We start from the raw sequence: 16,501 nt of genomic DNA, 5'->3' as shown, positions 1-16,501 counted from the left end.
TGTCCTGTACGCCCCGGTTGCGCAACTCGGTGACCACCTGCAGCCAGAACTTGGCCCCTTCGGTCTGGGCCAGCCACAGGCCCAGCACCTCCTTCTCTCCGCTCATGGTGATGCCGATGGCCAGGTACACGGCCTTGATCCGTATGGCGCCCTCGCGCACCTTCACGTGGATGCAGTCCAGGTAGACGATGGGGTAGATGGCGTCCAGCGGGCGTGCCTGCCAGGCCTTGACCTCCTCACTCACAGCATCCGTCACGGATGAGATCAGGCTGGGTGAGACCTCCGTGCCGTACATCACTGTGGGGTGCGTGTGAATCGATTGCCCCCAAGATAGGTTGCTCGGTCAGCACCCTGCATGGGTGGGTGCAGCGCAAAGAAATAGATGCAGGCCAACGACCAGGATTGACCACGGATGAACGTGAGCGACTCAAGCAACTGGAGCGAGAGAACAAGGAGTTGCGCCGTGCCAATGACATCCTCAAGGCTGCGAGCGCTTTTTTTGCGCAGGCGAAGCTGGACCGTCGCATCAAGAGCTAATTGACTTTGTAGACCAGTATCGCGATGCCTATGGGGTCGAGCCAATTTGCAAGTTGCTGCAAATTGCCCCATCGGGCTACAGGCGCAGGGTTCAACAAAGAAACTGCCCTTGGCTGCGCTGCAAGCGCAGCCAATCAGATGAAGAACGTTGCAGTCATATTCAACGGGTGTGGCACGCCAATTGGCAGGTGTATGGCGTCGTCAAAGTCTGGAAGCAGATGCACCGAGAAGGCTTACCCATTGCCCGCTGCACAGTGCAACGCCTGATGCGCAAGCTGGGCCTGGAAGGCGCAAGGCGTGGCAAGAAGGTGCGCACAACCCGTCCAGACACAACCATGCCATGCCCGCTAGACCTCGTCAACCGGCAGTTCAAAGCCCACCGGCCTGACCAACTTTGGGTCGCAGATTTCACCTATGTATCTACATGGCAAGGGCAGATGTTTGTGGCCTTTGTGATTGATGTGTATGCACGCCGCATATTGGGCTGGCGGGTCAGTAGCCACATGCGCACGGACTTTGTGGTTGACCCGACAGCCAAGAACTTCACAAACCAGGGGCAACATCAGCCACTAAAGTGCGTTTATTCAGCGGACGATAGTGCGCTAGAATGCTTTCCAGATTTGGAAAGTGAAGGGGCAGTTTTGGACCAGCCCTTCACTGCATCTGAGTTGAATGCGAAGAAAAAAACTACACCAAAAACTACACCAAGCTGCCGATTGTGGACGAGTTTGGTTGAGCTTGGTTGAGTAAAAAGGAATCGCAAAAAAAGCCTATTTATCCTTGAAGATCAACGCCTTACGGGCAAAAGATCAATGAAATCATGGGGTAGTAGATAGGCGGGTGTAGTTCAATGGTAGAACGCCAGCTTCCCAAGCTTGATACGTGGGTTCGATTCCCATCACCCGCTCCACTTCAACTTTCCATGGTGTTCCAAGGACGTCCATGGAGTGTTGCAAGTCATTGTCACGGTTCGGCTTTTCTAGAAAAGCCATTCCAGTGACGTCCAGCGAGATCCACTGACAGCCGGTCAAAACCGGTACATCAGGTGGTACATCGCAATGCGGAGCTTCCCGATTCCGCATTGTTGCTGGGGGAGCCGGGGCTCGATGGGAAACATGGCACTCAACTCGCTTTCAAGGAGTTGGGATCATGCTTTCGGACCTCACGGTTCGCCAAGCCAAGGCGACCGGCAAACCCTACACCCTGGCCGACACAGACGGCCTTTCCCTCTTTGTTTCAGCCACCGGTGCAAAGGCGTGGCACTTCCGCTTCTCGTGGGGCGGCAAGCGCGACCGCATGTCCTTCGGCACGTATCCGGCGCTCTCTCTGAAGGACGCCCGTGCACTTCGCGATGAAGCCCGCTCGCTGCTCGCCAAGGGCGTCAATCCCCACAGCGAACGCAAGCGCAAGCGGCACGCGATCGTCCTGGCCGGCGAGCACACCTTCATGGCCGTCTACGAGCAATGGCTGGCCCATCGCCGGCTCTCGCTGGAGCAAGGACGGCAGACCAGCCTGGAACAGATCGGGCGCGTCTTCAAGAAAGATGTGTTCCCCTCGCTGCGGCACCTGACCATCTACGAGATTACCCGCGCGCACCTGCTGGACATCATCGGCAAGGTGGAAAAGCGCGGCTCGCTGTCCGTGGCCGAGAAGCTGAGGACCTGGTTCACCCAGTTGTTCACCTACGCCACGGTGGCGATTCCCAACATGGGCGATAACCCGTCCAGGGACCTGGAAGTGGTCGCGCTGCCGTTGCCGCCGGTCGAACACAACCCGTTCCTGCGCATGCACGAGCTGCCAGTCATGCTGCAGACACTGCGCAAGTACCGCGGGCGCCTGAACACGCAGCTGGGCGTCCGGCTGCTGATGCTCACTGGTGTGCGCACCGGCGAGCTTCGCTTCGCCACGCCCGATCAGTTCGACCTCGACCGGGGCCTGTGGGTCATCCCGGTGGCCAGGCTCAAGCAGCGCAAGCTGCTGACCAAGAAGAAGCGCAAGCGTCTCATCGACATCCCGCCCTACATCGTGCCGCTGTCGGTGCAGGCGCAGGAGATCGTTCGCCACCTGTTGGACCAATGCAAGCCTGCCCAGGTCCATCTCATCCCAGGCGACTGGTGCCTGAAGAACCCGATCAGCGAGAACACGCTCAACGCCGCGCTCAAACGCATGGGCTACGAGGACCAACTCACAGGGCATGGCATCCGGGCGACGATCTCGACGGCGCTGAACGAACTTGGCTACCCGAAGAAATGGGTGGACGCCCAGCTATCGCATGCCGATCCAGACAAGATCAGCGCGACCTACAACCATGCCGAATACGTCGAGCAGCGCCGCGTCATGATGCAGGATTGGGCCGATCGCCTGGACCTGTTCGAGCAAAACCAGGTCGAGGTTGCCAGCCGGCATCTGACCATCACGCTCCAGGGCCTGCCGACCATCGCCGGCCAGGCGGCCGCGCAGCCGCCGGTGGCCGACCTCACCGCGCCGCAGCTGATCGTGACCGCGCCGACGTCCAACCAACCCGAAGCGCCGGCATCGGTGCAGCGGCTGTCGGCCGTGCGCATGCCCGAGTACGCGCGGCCGCGCCTGTCGGAGGTGCAGCGCGAACGCCTGCAAGTGCTGGAGACCTTCGAGGCGCCGCACAACCTCTCGGTGGCGGACTACGCCAAGCTCGCGGGCAAGTCGCGCCGCTGGATCACCTACGAGATCCAGGCCGGCAACCTGCTGTCGATCCACATGGGGCATCGCGGGCAGCGCGTGCCGGACTGGCAGCTCGATCCGCTCAAGCGCAGGCTGGTCCAGTCCGTCCTGAAGCAGCTGCCACGGGGCATCGACACCTGGGACATCTACCACGCACTCCTGCGCTCGTACGAGGCTCTCGGGACACGGCCGGCCGTCGAAGCCGTCAACCCAACGAACCTGCATCTTGCCGCGCGGCTGGTGGCCGCACAGTGCATGCAGGCGAGCGAGCCAGTCGTGACGACCGAGTTCCCTGAGCAGGTCCGGCAAAGCGTGCAGCGGCTGGTGCGCGAAGCCGTCGCTGCCGATGCCGCCGAAGTGACGCCGGGAGACTGATCGAGCCAGGGTCGCGCCGAAGTTCGGTCAGGCGCTTGCCTGGAGCGCTTGGAAGAACGGCTCCAGGCGGGTGCTGTCCGTATTTCGACGGCTCAGGAAGTACGTGGTGAGCATCAGCGCGCCCTCTTGCAAGGGACGCTGGACAACGCCAAGGGCACGATGGCCCTCGATGCGGGCGGCGGGTGCCAGGCAGACACCGTAGCCGGCGGCCACCAAGGTCATCATCAACCCGAACGATGTGGCCGTCGTGACGGTCGAGGGGACGACGCCGGCCACCGTCAGCAGTGAGTCGATTTGCCCACAGTAGCCGACACAGTCGCGCCCATCCAGGGCGATCCAAGGGTAGTCGGCCGCCTGCTCCAGGGACACTGACGCGAAGGCCAGCAAGGGGTGATGGGCCGACACGGCCAGTGCCAACGCATCGCGCCAGACGGGACGGACATCGATGCCCCCAGGGGCTGCGGGCGATTGGCAGAGGCCTGCCTCGAAAGCCCCCGCGAGCAGTCCTCGATGCTGATCCTCCAAGCGCTCTTCGTGAAGACGAATCGGGTTGTCCGGATAGCGCCGACGATGTTCCGCCATCGGTACCGACAACCTGGGATAGGCCAGGCAGTCCGACAGGGCAATGTTCAAAGGATCGGAAGCGATCATCGTGTCACCCGCACAACGCCGACACTGGAAAAAAACGCGTGCTGTCGGTCAATGAAATAAGTTTAACGTGGTTTAAATTCGCTTGACACGTGACGCTTCTGTTGATGCAGAAGCGATCGGTGCAACGCGGGAGACCTGCGGGAACAAGAACCTATGAAAGCGAGCCAGCGCGCGCTTTCGGCGTTGCCGTGCGCGAGGCCCGGTCCGCGCAGGGGCTGGCGCAGGAGGTGCTCGCGGAACAAGCGGGCATCGCCCGGTCGCACATGGGCAAGATCGAGCGCGGCGAGCACATGCCCACGCTGGTGTTGATCCTGCGGATCGCGAAGGGGCTGGGTTGCTCGGCCGCGGCACTGATGGCCGCGACCGAATCGCGACTGTCCGGGGGACAGAACACCACCGAATAGCCAGGCAACGAAGGCTTGGCCGGTCAGTCATCTGGTCGCAGGCATGCGGCACGCGTTGTGCCGGGGCGGCTAGTATTCTGTCCGCTGATACGTGAGCAGACTCTCAGCCTGCCTGTTCCTACCGTATTATTTCTGCCCACATACCAAGCGCATGGGTGCATGGGTAATGCCAGTTATCTGCGAGACAGCACACTAGGAAAGATTTTCATGGGATATTCAATAGATCAATTTTGGCGCCCGCGATTCGCATCTGTTCGAGCGCAGACCCCATCCGCAGAACTGCCTGGCTGGCATGCCACGCCGGGCCATTCGCCCGCTTTTGTCGAAGCTGCTCTTTCGCTGCGCCCAGACTTCAGCGACCTTTCGCAAAGCGTTTGGCTCATTGCCGCCCCGGGGGCTGTCGGCAAGTCGACGCTCGCTAGAGAAATCTGTGCAGCGACGAATGCCGTCTATTTGGATCTGGCAGCAGCAACGACGGTTGCCGGAAATTACTTGGTTGGTGGCCTCGTCAAGGCAGGGCTGTGGAGTGCATGGCAGGCCGGTCAATCAACGCTTCTGGTTGATGCTTTAGATGAGGCGAGACTACGCGTAACTCAAAGCTCCTTCGAAGACTTTCTCGCAGACGTTGCCAACGTCGCAGGAATGCGAAGCATCCCCATTGTGCTGCTCGGACGGGTCGGTATCGTCGAAGAGGCGTGGGCAATCCTCAACGATAAGTCGGGCCTCAATCCGCCGATTTTCGATATCGAACTATTCCAGCCCGAGCGTGCAAAGATATTTGTTCAGGCGGCAATAAAGCGGCTCGCTGTGGCCGTGGATTCGACGTCAGGCAAGCGGATCTACCAGCATCTGGAAGGGTCACTTTCCGCCCACTCTTTGGTGTATGAAAAGGCGGCGACGTCTTTAGTCGAGCACCTGACTGCCGAAACAAGCGCAGATGGGCGGCAGTTCGCGGGGTACGCGCCAGTCCTTGAAGCAGTAGCAACGGTGATCGCGTCAGAGTCCAATCCGGGAAAAATTGGTGATGCTATCGAGTCTATCTTCAAGGGGCAGGTTCTCAGTCGAGTTACATCCGAAGTTATGATTCGTGAATCAGGCAAGCTCACCAATCAGCTTGCAGCACTGGTGCCAGGTGTCAGATCTACCGGCTTATACGAGGCTCAGGAACAACTCGCCAGGCTTGCATCCCTAGTTCTTGGTGCTGGCAGCCCGGAGCTGCCGGGACTTCCCCAGCAGGCGGTTGCAGCATATGAAGACGCGGTGCAGAGCTTGTTACCGCAACATCCATTTCTCGACAGCAATACGCAAAAGCCGGCAGGAGCAGTGTTTGGTGCATGCATTTTGGCAGCAGCGCTGACAAGCGACGATGCAGAGCTTGCTCGCGCTGCGCAACGGTTCGCAAGCGGGGGGCAGAACACTCCTAATCCATTCTTGCTGACTTTCTACAAGCAAGCCCTTGCTGGGCGGAACGTGATTCCAGCGGAGCACGTTGGTTTGCTCTACGCATCGCTAGAAGCGGCAACGGGGGTAGGCGACACTGTGCGCCTCATTGCGGAAGGGGACGGCTCGCTTGAAGTTGAGATGTCGCTGCAGCGGCAGGACGGCAAGGAAGATATCTACGAGTTTTCGACCGTCGCCGGAAGCGAACTTCGATTCGGTCGCCGGGTCGGAGGTATCACCATCGACGCAGAGGAAGTCGACGTTGAGCTTGGAGATGGTGGCCAGTTGGAAATCGTAGCCCCCGTGGCTGTGAAGGCCCGCAATCTGGTGCTCAACTGTGGAGAGCTAGTGATCAAGCCGGATCACTCAGGCGAAAACGATCAAGTTGTCTATCTCGAAGCTGCTCAGACGGTGACGGATTCTGGCCTCCGGCCTCCAATAGTCAGATCCGGCGTGAAACTACAAGTTGCTTGGCCAGAATCAAAGGTCTACCCGTGGAATCCGTTTGCATCCACGGGTGAGGAAGACCCTGATCCTCGGATAGCTGATGCTCAGCGCGCGCTTCGCCGGCTGTGTATCTCATTTCGATCCCATAGCAAAGGCCGGCTAGCTCGTTACCAGGGCAAGGTCGAGCACTACCGCATGACCAAAGGAGCGCTGGGTGTTGCGTTGCGTCAACGCCTGTTGATGGACAAAGTTCTGTCTCTGGAGGGGACGATGTACTTCTTGGAGCCTAACGTTCTGGGCGACCGGGTTGGTGTCAGCTTTCAGGATTTGAAGCTCAAGCATTATTCACCGCAATCACGAGCTTACCTGCAGAGTGTTCTAGACGGGCTCGGGCAGTAGCCATCGCCTGCCACGGCCGGTTAGGGACTCGCTTCAAAACCCCGGTTTGCTGAAAGATGTGGGCGCAAAGGGTGTCGAATCATGCGCATGGAGGTGATTTAGCACGGCCACAGTGTCAATTCACAGACCCCAGGCGCCCGCCTCGGTGCCTGCGGACGCACTCATGCCCCGCACAACTGCGGCCGCTTGCGCAGCATCCACAGATTGCCCAGCATGAACAGCGTGTGCAACTTGGCCGTGTTCTTGGCCAGTCCCCGGTAGCTGACCTTGGTGAAACCGAACTGACGCTTGATGACGCGAAAGGCGTGTTCGCCCTTCGCCCGGATGCGAGCCTTTACGCGTTCCAACTCGTCGATCAGCCGGTCCTTCTCTGTGCCCGTATCCAAGGCTCTGCGCTTGCCTGGGCGCATCGCAATGTGCCACCGCACCTTGGCGCGCGTCCATCGCGCCGCACCCTGGTAGCCCGCGTCGGCAAACACATCTGTTTCCTGACCGTGCAGCAAGCCATCAACCTGCGTCACGTCGGCAGCATTGGCCGACGTGGTTACCAGGCTATGAACGACACCCGTCCCCAGATCCGTGCCCACATGGGCCTTCATGCCGAAGTACCACTGCTGCCCCTTCTTGGTCTGGTGCATATCTGGGTCACGCTGGCCGCTGCTGTTCTTGGTCGAGCTCGGTGCATTGATGATGGTGGCGTCCACCGCCGTGCCGCTCTTGACCACCAGACCCTTGGCGGCCAGCAGCTCGTTGACGGCCACGAACATCTGCTGGGCCAGCCCGTGGCGCTCCAGCAGGTGGCGAAAGCGCAGGATCGTGATGGCATCGGGCAGCCGGTCCGCATCGACGTTGAGTCGCGCGAACTCACGGTACAGCGGCGTGTCGATCAGTGCCTCTTCCATCACCTGGTCGCCGAAGGTGAACCAGTTCTGCATGAAGTGGATGCGCAGCATGGTCTCGATGGGAAACGGTGGGCGACCCGTCTTGGCTCGCGGGCTATGTGACTCGATCAGCGCCACCAGCGCAGACCACGGCACCACCCGTTCCATCTCCCCCAAGAACTCGCGCTTGCGCGTGCGCTTGTTCGTCCAATCCAACCCGAGGCTTGTCTGTGTCATGCCCGCCATCGTGCCAATGCCGTGCCTTCAGCAACAGGGCAGTTGCCCGGGGTTTTGAAGCGAGTCCTTAGAAACTCCCGACTTGGAAATAGCCTTTAACACGTGATCAACCTCAACATAAAGGTGCATGTTGTCGACCACGGGGAGCCGGCAGGAATTTTATGTGCGAGGCATGCGATGAACACCGGGGGAACGTATGCCAACCACGAAGAATCCGACGAAGCAGTTGCCGATGACCTCCCCAGGAACTGGGTGATCCATTCGCCGCTAGCCCGTCTAGGCGACCCGAGCCGACTCGATGGCATTCAGAACATACTCCGCAGGCAGGCGCATTGATGCCTGCTGTCTACAGGACGGTACGTCTACTTGCGTGTCAGAGACAGGTAGGGGTTGTCCGGCGGGACTTCCGCGAACAATGCCGAAGGCTCCGCCAACAGATAGCCGTGCAACCGCCGCGACTTGCGCGGTCCGGTGACATCGCAGGTCCAGATGTTCAGGCCGCTGTCCTGTTTGCGGTGCAGTCCCAGCTTCTCGAAGCGCTTCTGCACCCATTGCCAGTCGTGCAGATTGTCCTGCCGGGCCAGCACCTGGATCTCCGGATGTTCCTGCACGTAGCGCTGGAAAACGCCGGGGCTGACCAGGTACGCCGTGCCATCGACGGTATGCACCAGTGCCTTCGCATCGTTGATGATGAGCTTGCGCGATTCGATGCCTTGCTTGAGCCAGGCAATGAAGTCTTCCCCGGACGGCGTGGACTTCGCGGGAGCCGGCATGGTGGCAGGACTGGTCGGCGACAAATGAGTCACTGCCGCAGTTGCGGCGGCGGATGGTGATGGGGGTTCCGCGCTGGCGGACGATGCACTGGTGGTGGCTGCGTCGGACGTATCAAGCACCGACAGCAGATCGGAGACCGGGTCCGCGATCCCGGCCGGGCAATCCGCCACTCCAGGGGGCGGTGAGGTGGCCGGGATGCCGGCGGAGGCCGGCGCTGCCTCATCGCCAGGGAGGGCCTCTTCCGTCGTGACCGTGCCGGCGAACGGTGCGGGACGCTCGCCCGACTCCCAGATCAAGGCCGGCGACAGGCGCAGGAAGGTAAAGCTGTGCGACCAGCCGTTGCCGCTCGTGACGGTAGCCCGCCAGATCGCCTTCCCATCCGGGGCGGGCTGCACGATGCCATGGTCCTGGAGCACCGTGAAGACGGCGGTGTTGTTCGACGGAATGCCTTCGATGCCCTGCGACAGGAGGTGTGCGCGCAGCTTGTCGCTGACCGTCTTGCTGACGAGCCAGAGTGCCTCCGGGGTCAGCCACCCATCCGACGGGCCGCCAGGCTGGTTCAGCTTGAATTCCTCGCGCAGCAGGTAGCGCAGACCATCCAGCAGCTTGCGCTGCAACGCATGCTTCGGCGCCGCCATCGCCCTGGCCGGATCACCGCCGAGCGCCAGGGCCACCGATGCCTGGTCAGCCTTGACGACCAGCTCTCCCAGCGTGCCGGCATGCTCGTACTGACCCGCCAGCACGTACAGCAGCGCCGACCACAGGTCCTGGTAGTCGCTCAGCCAGTCGAGGATGCCGGCATCGAGCACACGGGTGTAGAGCAGTCCCGTGGCGGCGCCATGCTGCCGGTACTCGCGATCCGTCCGGTAACGAAAGCGGTACGGCTGCCGCAGCGGCCCGTGCCAGGGGTGCCAGACCACGCCATCGGCCTGCTCGACGTGCAGGTCGACCGCGATCTTGCCAATGTCGTGCAGCAGCGCGGCGTAGGCGGTCCCGGCGGTCCAGGCCTCGGCTTGCGCGGCCTGGGCCTCGGGTGAGGCGCCGGCCGGAAGCAAGTGGGACTGCCTCAGCTTGAGCGCGTAGGCCACGATCTCCAGGCCGTGGTCCAGCATGCCGCCCGGCCAGGCATGGTGATGCGCCTCCGAGGCCGGGAACTGCTGGACCAGCTCGGCGTAGCGCTCCAGCGGCGCGAGGTACAGCGAGCGGAACTGCCGACGCGACAGCGAGGTGCGCTGCCAGATGTGTTCCAGCAGCCGCTGCCGGCGCGGCTCCGCCAGCAGCGATGTGGCCGACTGCGGTGGCGTCAGCCCTTTGGCAGGCTCGACAGGAGGTGGCGCGGCGGCGGTGGCCAGCGGCACCCGTTTGCGCTGGAACAGCGAAAGCATGGCGACATCCTGGTGATGGGCTGGCCGTAGGAGCCTTTTGGCCTTTTCGGGTAGGGCCTTTCCCCTTGAGGCCATTCCCTTGCTCCATCCCCAGCCCTTTGGCCTTCGACAAGCCCTTTGATATAGGGGCAGTCGGCTTCGTGTGCCGCAATCAATGCGGAGCCGGTGCGCTCCAGGATCGGGCGGAACAAGCACTGTGTTTTCACCGGATCAGGCCGTTTAAACCGGCGCTGAAAGCGCAGCAGGCCCTGAAACCCCTGCGCTCGAAGGCATGCTTGTCGAGAATGAAGTAAGGAAGTAAGATTTCCTTTGAAACTTACGGAGGCCTCCCATGCTTGCCAAGCTCACTTCGAAAAATCAGATCACACTGCCCAAGGCGGCCGTGTCCGGCGTGGATGCGGCGGAGTACTTCGACGTGACCGTGGAGAGTGGCCGGATCGTCCTGACCCCCGTGCGCGTCCAGAAGGCCCAGGCTGTGCGCGAGAAGCTGGAGCAACTCGGGATTACCGAGCAGGACGTCGAGGACGCCGTGGCCTGGGCACGGCAGTGATGCGCAGGGTCGTCCTTGACACCAACATCGTGCTGTCGGCGCTGATCTTCAGTGCCGGACGCCTGGCCTGGATACGCCACGCGTGGCAGCACCAGCAGTTGCAGCCGCTGGTCTGCCGGGAGACGGCCAGTGAACTCCTGCGCGTCCTGGCCTATCCCAAGTTCAAGCTGTCGACCTCGGAACAGCAGGAGTTGCTGGCGGACTTTCTGCCCTACGCCGATGTGGTGGAACTGCCGGCGCCATGGCCAGACCTGCCGGTCTGCCGCGACGAGAAGGACCAGGTGTTCCTAGTGCTCGCGCATGTCGGCAAGGCGGATGCGTTGATCACGGGGGATGCGGACATTCTCGCCATGCGAGAGGACTTTCCTGGCTTGATCATGACCGCCGAAGCATTCGCGGCGCGGCAGGCATGAAGGAAACCGGCACGGCCTTGCCCAACGACCGTGGAACGACCATGAGGTAGCCAACCATGAAGCACACCGCACGCATGACCACCGCAGCACGACTCGGCCGCTGGCTGGGCGGTGTATGGGGCGGTTGCCTGCGCGCGGAGCGTCGGGTGCATCGGTGGCTGATGGCGCAGGGACTGCCGGCAGGCGGTGCAAGGGTGCTGATCTGGGTGGTCAAGCTGGCGACCCTCGGGGTGTTGCTGTACGTCGCGGTCTGGGCGGCGCTGTTGCTGGTCGCTCTCGCTGTGGCAGCCAGGATGGCGGAGCAAGCGCCGCAAGGCGACGATGATTTCCTCGGACGCAAGGCCGAAGAGTTGGATCATCGCGAAAGCCTTGCCTACGACCCCATCAACTACAGCGATGACCCAGATCCACGATTCGAAGACGATTGAACCGGCGGTTGGAGCTATTTCTGCTTGGCCGCACCGATCATCAAGCCGCCGCCCCTGCCACCGGCTTGTCCGGCATCCCGCGTGCCAGTACTCAATCCTTGAAGCACGTTGCCTGCACGGATACCAGCCCAGGCCAATGCCGCCACCCAGAACGTGGGCAAGATCAAGAACATCGTGGCCATCACGAAGTTCAGCAGCATGTCTCCGAAGGTGTTGTTGAGGCCCACCAGCGGATCGAAGTTCGTGTGCGGCCGGTTCCAGCCCCACCCCCAGCCGTAGAGCGCATCGAGGATCGTCGAGTCGATCCAGCGGGCGAGCTGAAACCAGAAGTCGGTGAAGAACAGCGCGAACTGCACCACGCTCACCGTGACCACGGTCTTGAGGTCATAGGTGCCGATCAGCAGCACCAGCGGGATGCAGATGACCAGCGCCATCTTGAGCAGGGACAGCACCATCGGCAGCGCCTGCCGCACCACGTCCATCGCCGGGAAATAGCCCAGTGATCCGACGGTCAGCCCCACGTCGCTGGCGGCGCGGGTGACGATGTTGGGCAGCGTCATGTCGATCTGGCCACCGTAGTCCGTGTAGACCGCTCCCTGGTTGAGCTTCTGCTGGCGAGGGCTTGCGACGGCGCGGATCACCGAGTCGTTGACCTCGGCCTGGCTCAGGAAGCCCGCCCAGCCGGCCAGTCGCGTCAGCAGGTTGGGATCGACCTGGGCCAGCAGTCGTGCCCGCAGGCCGTGGCCGCCGTCGGACCACCACTGCCGGCAGGTCGGGTAGCCGCCCCCGCCGGGCACCTGGGCCAGGCCGGCGTCGCGCGTGGCGTCGAACGGCCAGGCATCGCGAGGTGTCCTGGAGCGGTAGCTGTCGTAGAAGCCGGCGGTGCCGACGAAGTAGCTGGAGCCGATCCAGGTGACGTCGTGCATCTGCTCCTCGCTCAGGCTGGGCCGGGTCATGAACAGCTTGGCGCGGGCGGGGCCATAGCAGTCGCGGGTGAAATCGCTGACCTCCTGGGCCAGCACCGGGTCGTCGATGCGAGTCGCGTCGATGTCCATGCGGATCTGCCGCAGGTCGGTGCCGCAGGGAATGGCCGCGACCGAGGCGCCGGTGATCGCGCGCGAGATCGCGTGCATGGCGAACCACCACACCGGCACCTTGGCCGACTGGTTGTTGATCGTGCTGAACGATTGCGACCAGCCGGTATCGGTCGGCTCCGGGACGCTTACCTGGCATTGCGTCGAGCGCGAACGGTCGTACTTGATGGTGTTGAAATCGACGTCGATGAAGGGAATGCCCGCGAACATGATCACCACGATGGCGACGAAGACGCGGTTCTCGATGCGAGCCGAGGACAGCACGCCCTTGTTGCCTTCGTCCGCGCCTTCCGCGCGGGCCTTCAACCATTCCTGGATGACGATCGCCAGGAACGGGACGGCGAACACGCCGCTGGCGACCAGCACCGACCAGATGCCGTTGTGGACCACCCAGGACACCAGCGTCAGGTAGTACTCCAGGTAGTCGGTGGTGTACAGCGTCATGGCGAACCCCGCGCTACCGTGCCTGCATCAGCAGGCTGGCTTCCAGCACGATCACGGCGACGATGGCCGCAATCTCCGCGCGCAGCAGCCGCTGCCCGGCAGCGCGCTCCGGTTCCCGCGCGCGCAGGCGACGTCGCATCCACAGCCAACCCCAGGCGGTGGCGGCATACAGCAACAACCGCCAGGCCAGGAAGGCCCCGGATTGCGCCGCCATCCAGCGCTGCCAGCCCTCGATGCCGCCCGCGATGCGGATGCCGACCACATTGACGGCGGTCGCGGCGATCAGCAGCGACACCGTCCACACCAGCACCAGGATGGCGCGCTGGCTGGACAGCCAGCGCAGGCACCGCCCGGCGGCACTCATGGATGGCTTCCGCCGGACGGCGGCCGCTGCAGTTCATCGACCCGATTGCGCACCGGGTCACCCTCGTAGATGCCACGCGCACCGGCGGCGCGGGTGCTGTGGCGCTGGATGATCGCCATCGGCGAGTTGCTGGCCAGTTCGCGGCGCAGCTCCAGCTCTGCTTTCAGGTTGTGAATCTCGCGATCGAGGATGTCGCTTTCGTGGGTGACGGCCTTCTGGGCCAGTTCGTTGGCGGCCACGTTGGGCTCCTTGCGCCCGGTCAGCAGCGTGCGTTGCAGCAGCAGCGCCTTCTCCAGCACGCTGGCCAGCGCAACCTCCGAGGCCAGGCGCCGAGCCAGGATGTCCTGGTCCGTCTCGTCGCGCAGCGCCTCGATCACGCCACGGGTGATGGGCAGCGACGCGCTGCTCGCAGCCTGCAGGTTCTGCGCCGTGGTCGGACGGCTGCCGGCGACCAGCTCCTGCAGGGCCTGCAGCTTGTCCTCGTATTCCTCCTGAATCAGCGGGGTCAGGCCAACGCCCGGCGTGGTAACGGTCTTGGTGCATGCATCGCAGGTGCGCTGCTCCTGCTCGCCCAGCACGCGAATGGCCCAGGCTGCGGCGGCATCGGGCGAACTCCAGGTCTGGCATGCCAGGTTGCCGCTGCAACTGGCTTGCGGAATCGAACTGGCATCGCCGACGCCACGGCCATTGAGCAGGTTGTAGCCGGCGCGGGTCACGTCGCCGACCACACGCACCGGACGTTGGCCCGCGCCGCCAGCGTTGTCTCCGCCGACCCACGGCACGCCATTGTTGCCACGGTTCGCCTCGGCGTCGTCGATCGCTGAGACCGCATCGGTGCTCGCGACGGCCTGCTTCAGCGCCATGCCTTCGGCGAGCTGGTCCCAGCCGAGCTGCCCACCCGCCATGTCGGCCATGCGATTGGCGATGGCACGGCAGGTCAGCTTGCTGCGATCGAAATCCAGCCTGGCTTGCAGCACCCCATTGGTCAACAGGTTGTACAGCCCTGGATCGGCGCGCTGGATGATCAAGGCGGGCAGCGACGCCACGGCAGCGGTGGCGTTCTGGATCACCGAGGACATGATGGCCTGGAAGCCATTGGTGATGCCGTTCAACTGGTTCTGCAGCGTGGTGGTGATGCTCATGTCGCCACAGATCAGGTTGCTGTTCCAGCCGACGCCAACGCCGATGGAGTGCATGTTGGCCGCACCGCTCATGGACACCGCGCGGCCGCCCCCAATGCTGTAGAGCACGTCGTCGCCTATCACGCTGCCTTGATGCTGGACGCCGTACTCGTTGACGCTGGTCTGCGCCCCGGCGCTGGAGTAGCACAACGCTGCGACAACGGCCAATGCGACGTACAGAAATCGACGGGCGCTCGGAAATGAAGTCGTCATGGCATCGGGTCTCACAGGAAATCGACGCTGCCGAGGAACACCTGGCCGCGGCGCTGGCAGCAGCTATAAGGACGCCACAATGCCCAGGCGTAGTCGCCTTGCCGGGCCTGCACCTTGGCATTGCCGTGCGGGAATACCGCGCAACTGCTGGACAGCGTGGGGGTCAGCTCCTGCCACTTGCCCGTGGCGGCATCGGTTTCCATCAGGGCGCCGGCCGGCCAGTAGCCATCGCGCGAACTGGCGAGCAGCGGTTGGTAGACGTGGATCTGGTTGCGACGCGTCACGATGTCACCCGCGCGCTGGGCGACCACGGCTGCGGCCTTGTGGTCATCCACCTGGTGCAGGAAGCCGCCACGTGGATAGACGTTGCCCCAGAGATTCATGGCCGTGCGCGTGCCGATCTCGCGCCGGCCGGGAATCAGTGCTTCCGGATACAGCGCCTCGGGGATGTTGTAGCGCCATGCCAGCGTGTCGAGCGTGCTCAGCAGATAGGGCATGAAGGCGGTGCCGGCGCCCTCGCAGGTGTAGCCGGACGCGCTGGCGAACTGGCTGAACACATGGCCACCGGGATGGCCGATGACGTCGGCGTTCTTGAACTTCGCCAGGTTGTTCTCGTGATCCTCGTTGGTGGTGCCGTCGCCGCCGGCCTTCGCGGTCGGGTTCGGCAGGCTCATCGCCCGCACCTCGACCCAAGGGTTCTCGCCGGTGTTCGAGTAGCTCGACACCACGGCATCCGGGATGTAGTGGCGCACCTTGACCGAGGTGCGCACGGTGCATCCCGTCCAGGTGCAATAGAGCCAGTAGCAGATGCCGGTGACGCGGTACTCCAGGCAATCCGGCGACAGGGTGGAGGCCACGATGGTGGCGGTGTTCAGTGCAAAGGACGATGCGGAACACCCCAGCAACAGCGCTGCGGTGGCCAACCGCTGGCGCCGGGATGGTGCGAACGGACGCCTCGTCATGGCTGCGTCCTCCGGTATTGGTCGATGCGGGAAACCGCACGGGCCACGTCCGTCTCGCCATAGACCACGTATCGGCGATCCACCACGATGGCCGGAACCTTGGCGACGCCAAGGCTCCAGGCATCGGCAACGCCCTGGTAGGCGGTGCCGATCCTTCGCTGCAGGTCTGTACCGCCCAGCTTCAGGCGTTGCTGGACGATGGCGCTGGCGCGCTCAGGATCGGTGGGCAGGTTGTCGGCCAGCTCCGCTTCGAGCACCGCGGCCGCGTCCAAGATGAGGTGTCGGTCAGCCTGGCCAAGGACCGGATGATGCGAGTCGGTAACGACCCATACTTCCGCCGCGGCGGCGCGGGTGGCCAACGTCAGGATGGCAATGCCCGCAGCAAACCATGCTGGGCGGGTGCGAGTGGCATGAGGAACAGCGCAAGAGTCCATGAGACAACACCGGAGGGAAGCCAATCCGGTGACAGTCGAACCGAAATCCGGCTTCGACACGACAAACAATCCGGAGACCGCCTCATCCCGTTTTCGCCATCCCTGTCATCGCGTGATCACCCCAAACGGTGCCTGCGAGTGCGCCTGCGACAAGGCCGCGTTCGGATCGACAGCCAAGGCGGCCGCCA

General features: G+C 63.0%; 14 protein-coding genes, 1 tRNA gene, 2 pseudogenes and 1 other annotated feature. Of the genes and pseudogenes, 8 read left to right on the top strand and 9 right to left on the bottom strand.

Going from position 1 to position 16,501, the window contains the following annotated elements:
- Positions 1–301, bottom strand: a pseudogene (locus tag SJH88_RS02845) (transposase); the annotation flags it as partial.
- Here SJH88_RS02845 and SJH88_RS02840 point away from each other — a divergent pair.
- From SJH88_RS02840 to SJH88_RS02830, 3 genes and pseudogenes are all read left to right on the top strand, one after another.
- Positions 295–1,064, top strand: a pseudogene (locus SJH88_RS02840) (IS3 family transposase); the annotation flags it as partial. The pseudogenes SJH88_RS02845 and SJH88_RS02840 overlap by 7 nt on opposite strands.
- Positions 492–608 (top strand) — a sequence feature (AL1L pseudoknot). It overlaps the preceding pseudogene by 117 nt.
- Before the next feature lie 309 nt (positions 1,065–1,373).
- Positions 1,374–1,447, top strand: a tRNA-Gly gene (locus SJH88_RS02835).
- A 239-nt stretch (positions 1,448–1,686) separates the two neighbouring features.
- Entirely contained in the window at positions 1,687–3,612 is a 1,926-nt protein-coding gene (locus SJH88_RS02830) for a tyrosine-type recombinase/integrase (protein ID WP_274753554.1), read from the top strand.
- A gap of 27 nt (positions 3,613–3,639) precedes the next feature.
- Here SJH88_RS02830 and SJH88_RS02825 read toward each other — a convergent pair whose 3' ends face one another.
- Positions 3,640–4,263: a LysR family substrate-binding domain-containing protein gene (locus SJH88_RS02825; RefSeq protein WP_095377338.1), complete on the bottom strand. Its 624-nt coding sequence runs from the start codon at positions 4,261–4,263 to the stop codon at positions 3,640–3,642.
- Between the two features lie 104 nt (positions 4,264–4,367).
- On the opposite strand from SJH88_RS02825, the gene SJH88_RS02820 reads away from it, so the two are divergent.
- Together SJH88_RS02820 and SJH88_RS02815 are read left to right on the top strand one after the other, a co-directional pair.
- The gene (locus tag SJH88_RS02820) at positions 4,368–4,667 is read left to right on the top strand and encodes a helix-turn-helix domain-containing protein (protein WP_274753555.1); all 300 of its coding nucleotides are present in this window, start codon (positions 4,368–4,370) and stop codon (positions 4,665–4,667) included.
- Between the two features lie 159 nt (positions 4,668–4,826).
- The gene (locus SJH88_RS02815) at positions 4,827–6,953 is read left to right on the top strand and encodes a hypothetical protein (RefSeq protein WP_274753553.1); all 2,127 of its coding nucleotides are present in this window, start codon (positions 4,827–4,829) and stop codon (positions 6,951–6,953) included.
- Between the two features lie 161 nt (positions 6,954–7,114).
- Here SJH88_RS02815 and SJH88_RS02810 read toward each other — a convergent pair whose 3' ends face one another.
- Together SJH88_RS02810 and mobH are read right to left on the bottom strand one after the other, a co-directional pair.
- On the bottom strand, positions 7,115–8,071 hold the full coding sequence (locus SJH88_RS02810; protein WP_274753552.1) for an IS5 family transposase: 957 nt from the start codon (positions 8,069–8,071) through the stop codon (positions 7,115–7,117).
- Between the two features lie 362 nt (positions 8,072–8,433).
- Positions 8,434–10,230, bottom strand: coding sequence for a MobH family relaxase (gene mobH / locus SJH88_RS02805; RefSeq protein ID WP_274753551.1), 1,797 nt, complete (start codon positions 10,228–10,230; stop codon positions 8,434–8,436).
- A 331-nt stretch (positions 10,231–10,561) separates the two neighbouring features.
- Here mobH and SJH88_RS02800 point away from each other — a divergent pair, with 331 nt between their 5' ends.
- The 3 genes from SJH88_RS02800 to SJH88_RS02790 are packed head-to-tail and all read left to right on the top strand — an operon-like array spanning position 10,562 to position 11,621.
- The gene (locus tag SJH88_RS02800; protein ID WP_095377336.1) at positions 10,562–10,780 is read left to right on the top strand and encodes an AbrB/MazE/SpoVT family DNA-binding domain-containing protein; all 219 of its coding nucleotides are present in this window, start codon (positions 10,562–10,564) and stop codon (positions 10,778–10,780) included.
- Positions 10,780–11,193, top strand: a complete 414-nt coding sequence (locus SJH88_RS02795) for a putative toxin-antitoxin system toxin component, PIN family (RefSeq protein ID WP_025513320.1) — start codon at positions 10,780–10,782, stop codon at positions 11,191–11,193. The genes SJH88_RS02800 and SJH88_RS02795 overlap by 1 nt, the downstream gene beginning before the upstream one ends.
- 56 nt (positions 11,194–11,249) lie before the next feature.
- Positions 11,250–11,621 carry a DUF3742 family protein gene (locus tag SJH88_RS02790; RefSeq protein ID WP_274753550.1) on the top strand — a complete coding sequence of 124 codons (372 nt, stop codon included), beginning with the start codon at positions 11,250–11,252 and terminating at the stop codon, positions 11,619–11,621.
- A gap of 14 nt (positions 11,622–11,635) precedes the next feature.
- Here SJH88_RS02790 and SJH88_RS02785 read toward each other — a convergent pair whose 3' ends face one another.
- Genes SJH88_RS02785 through SJH88_RS02765 form a run of 5 tightly spaced genes read right to left on the bottom strand, consistent with a single transcriptional unit; the run spans position 11,636 to position 16,313 of the window.
- Entirely contained in the window at positions 11,636–13,159 is a 1,524-nt protein-coding gene (locus SJH88_RS02785) for a conjugal transfer protein TraG N-terminal domain-containing protein (protein ID WP_274753549.1), read from the bottom strand.
- A gap of 13 nt (positions 13,160–13,172) precedes the next feature.
- Entirely contained in the window at positions 13,173–13,523 is a 351-nt protein-coding gene (locus tag SJH88_RS02780; RefSeq protein WP_031635005.1) for a hypothetical protein, read from the bottom strand.
- Positions 13,520–14,917, bottom strand: coding sequence for an integrating conjugative element protein (locus tag SJH88_RS02775; RefSeq protein ID WP_009618111.1), 1,398 nt, complete (start codon positions 14,915–14,917; stop codon positions 13,520–13,522). The genes SJH88_RS02780 and SJH88_RS02775 overlap by 4 nt, the downstream gene beginning before the upstream one ends.
- Before the next feature lie 11 nt (positions 14,918–14,928).
- Complete coding sequence (locus tag SJH88_RS02770) at positions 14,929–15,879, bottom strand: TIGR03756 family integrating conjugative element protein (protein ID WP_271017690.1); 951 nt, start codon at positions 15,877–15,879, stop codon at positions 14,929–14,931.
- Positions 15,876–16,313 carry a TIGR03757 family integrating conjugative element protein gene (locus SJH88_RS02765; RefSeq protein ID WP_271017740.1) on the bottom strand — a complete coding sequence of 146 codons (438 nt, stop codon included), beginning with the start codon at positions 16,311–16,313 and terminating at the stop codon, positions 15,876–15,878. Before SJH88_RS02765 ends, SJH88_RS02770 begins: the two co-directional genes overlap by 4 nt.
- Positions 16,314–16,501 lie beyond the last annotated feature (188 nt).

Origin of the sequence: Comamonas sp. GCA5 (genome assembly GCF_036541385.1) — a bacterium.
GTDB lineage: Bacteria > Pseudomonadota > Gammaproteobacteria > Burkholderiales > Burkholderiaceae_C > Comamonas > Comamonas aquatica.
The sequence above is the reverse complement of the archived record's forward strand: the minus strand, read 5'-3'. Positions and strand labels throughout refer to the sequence as shown.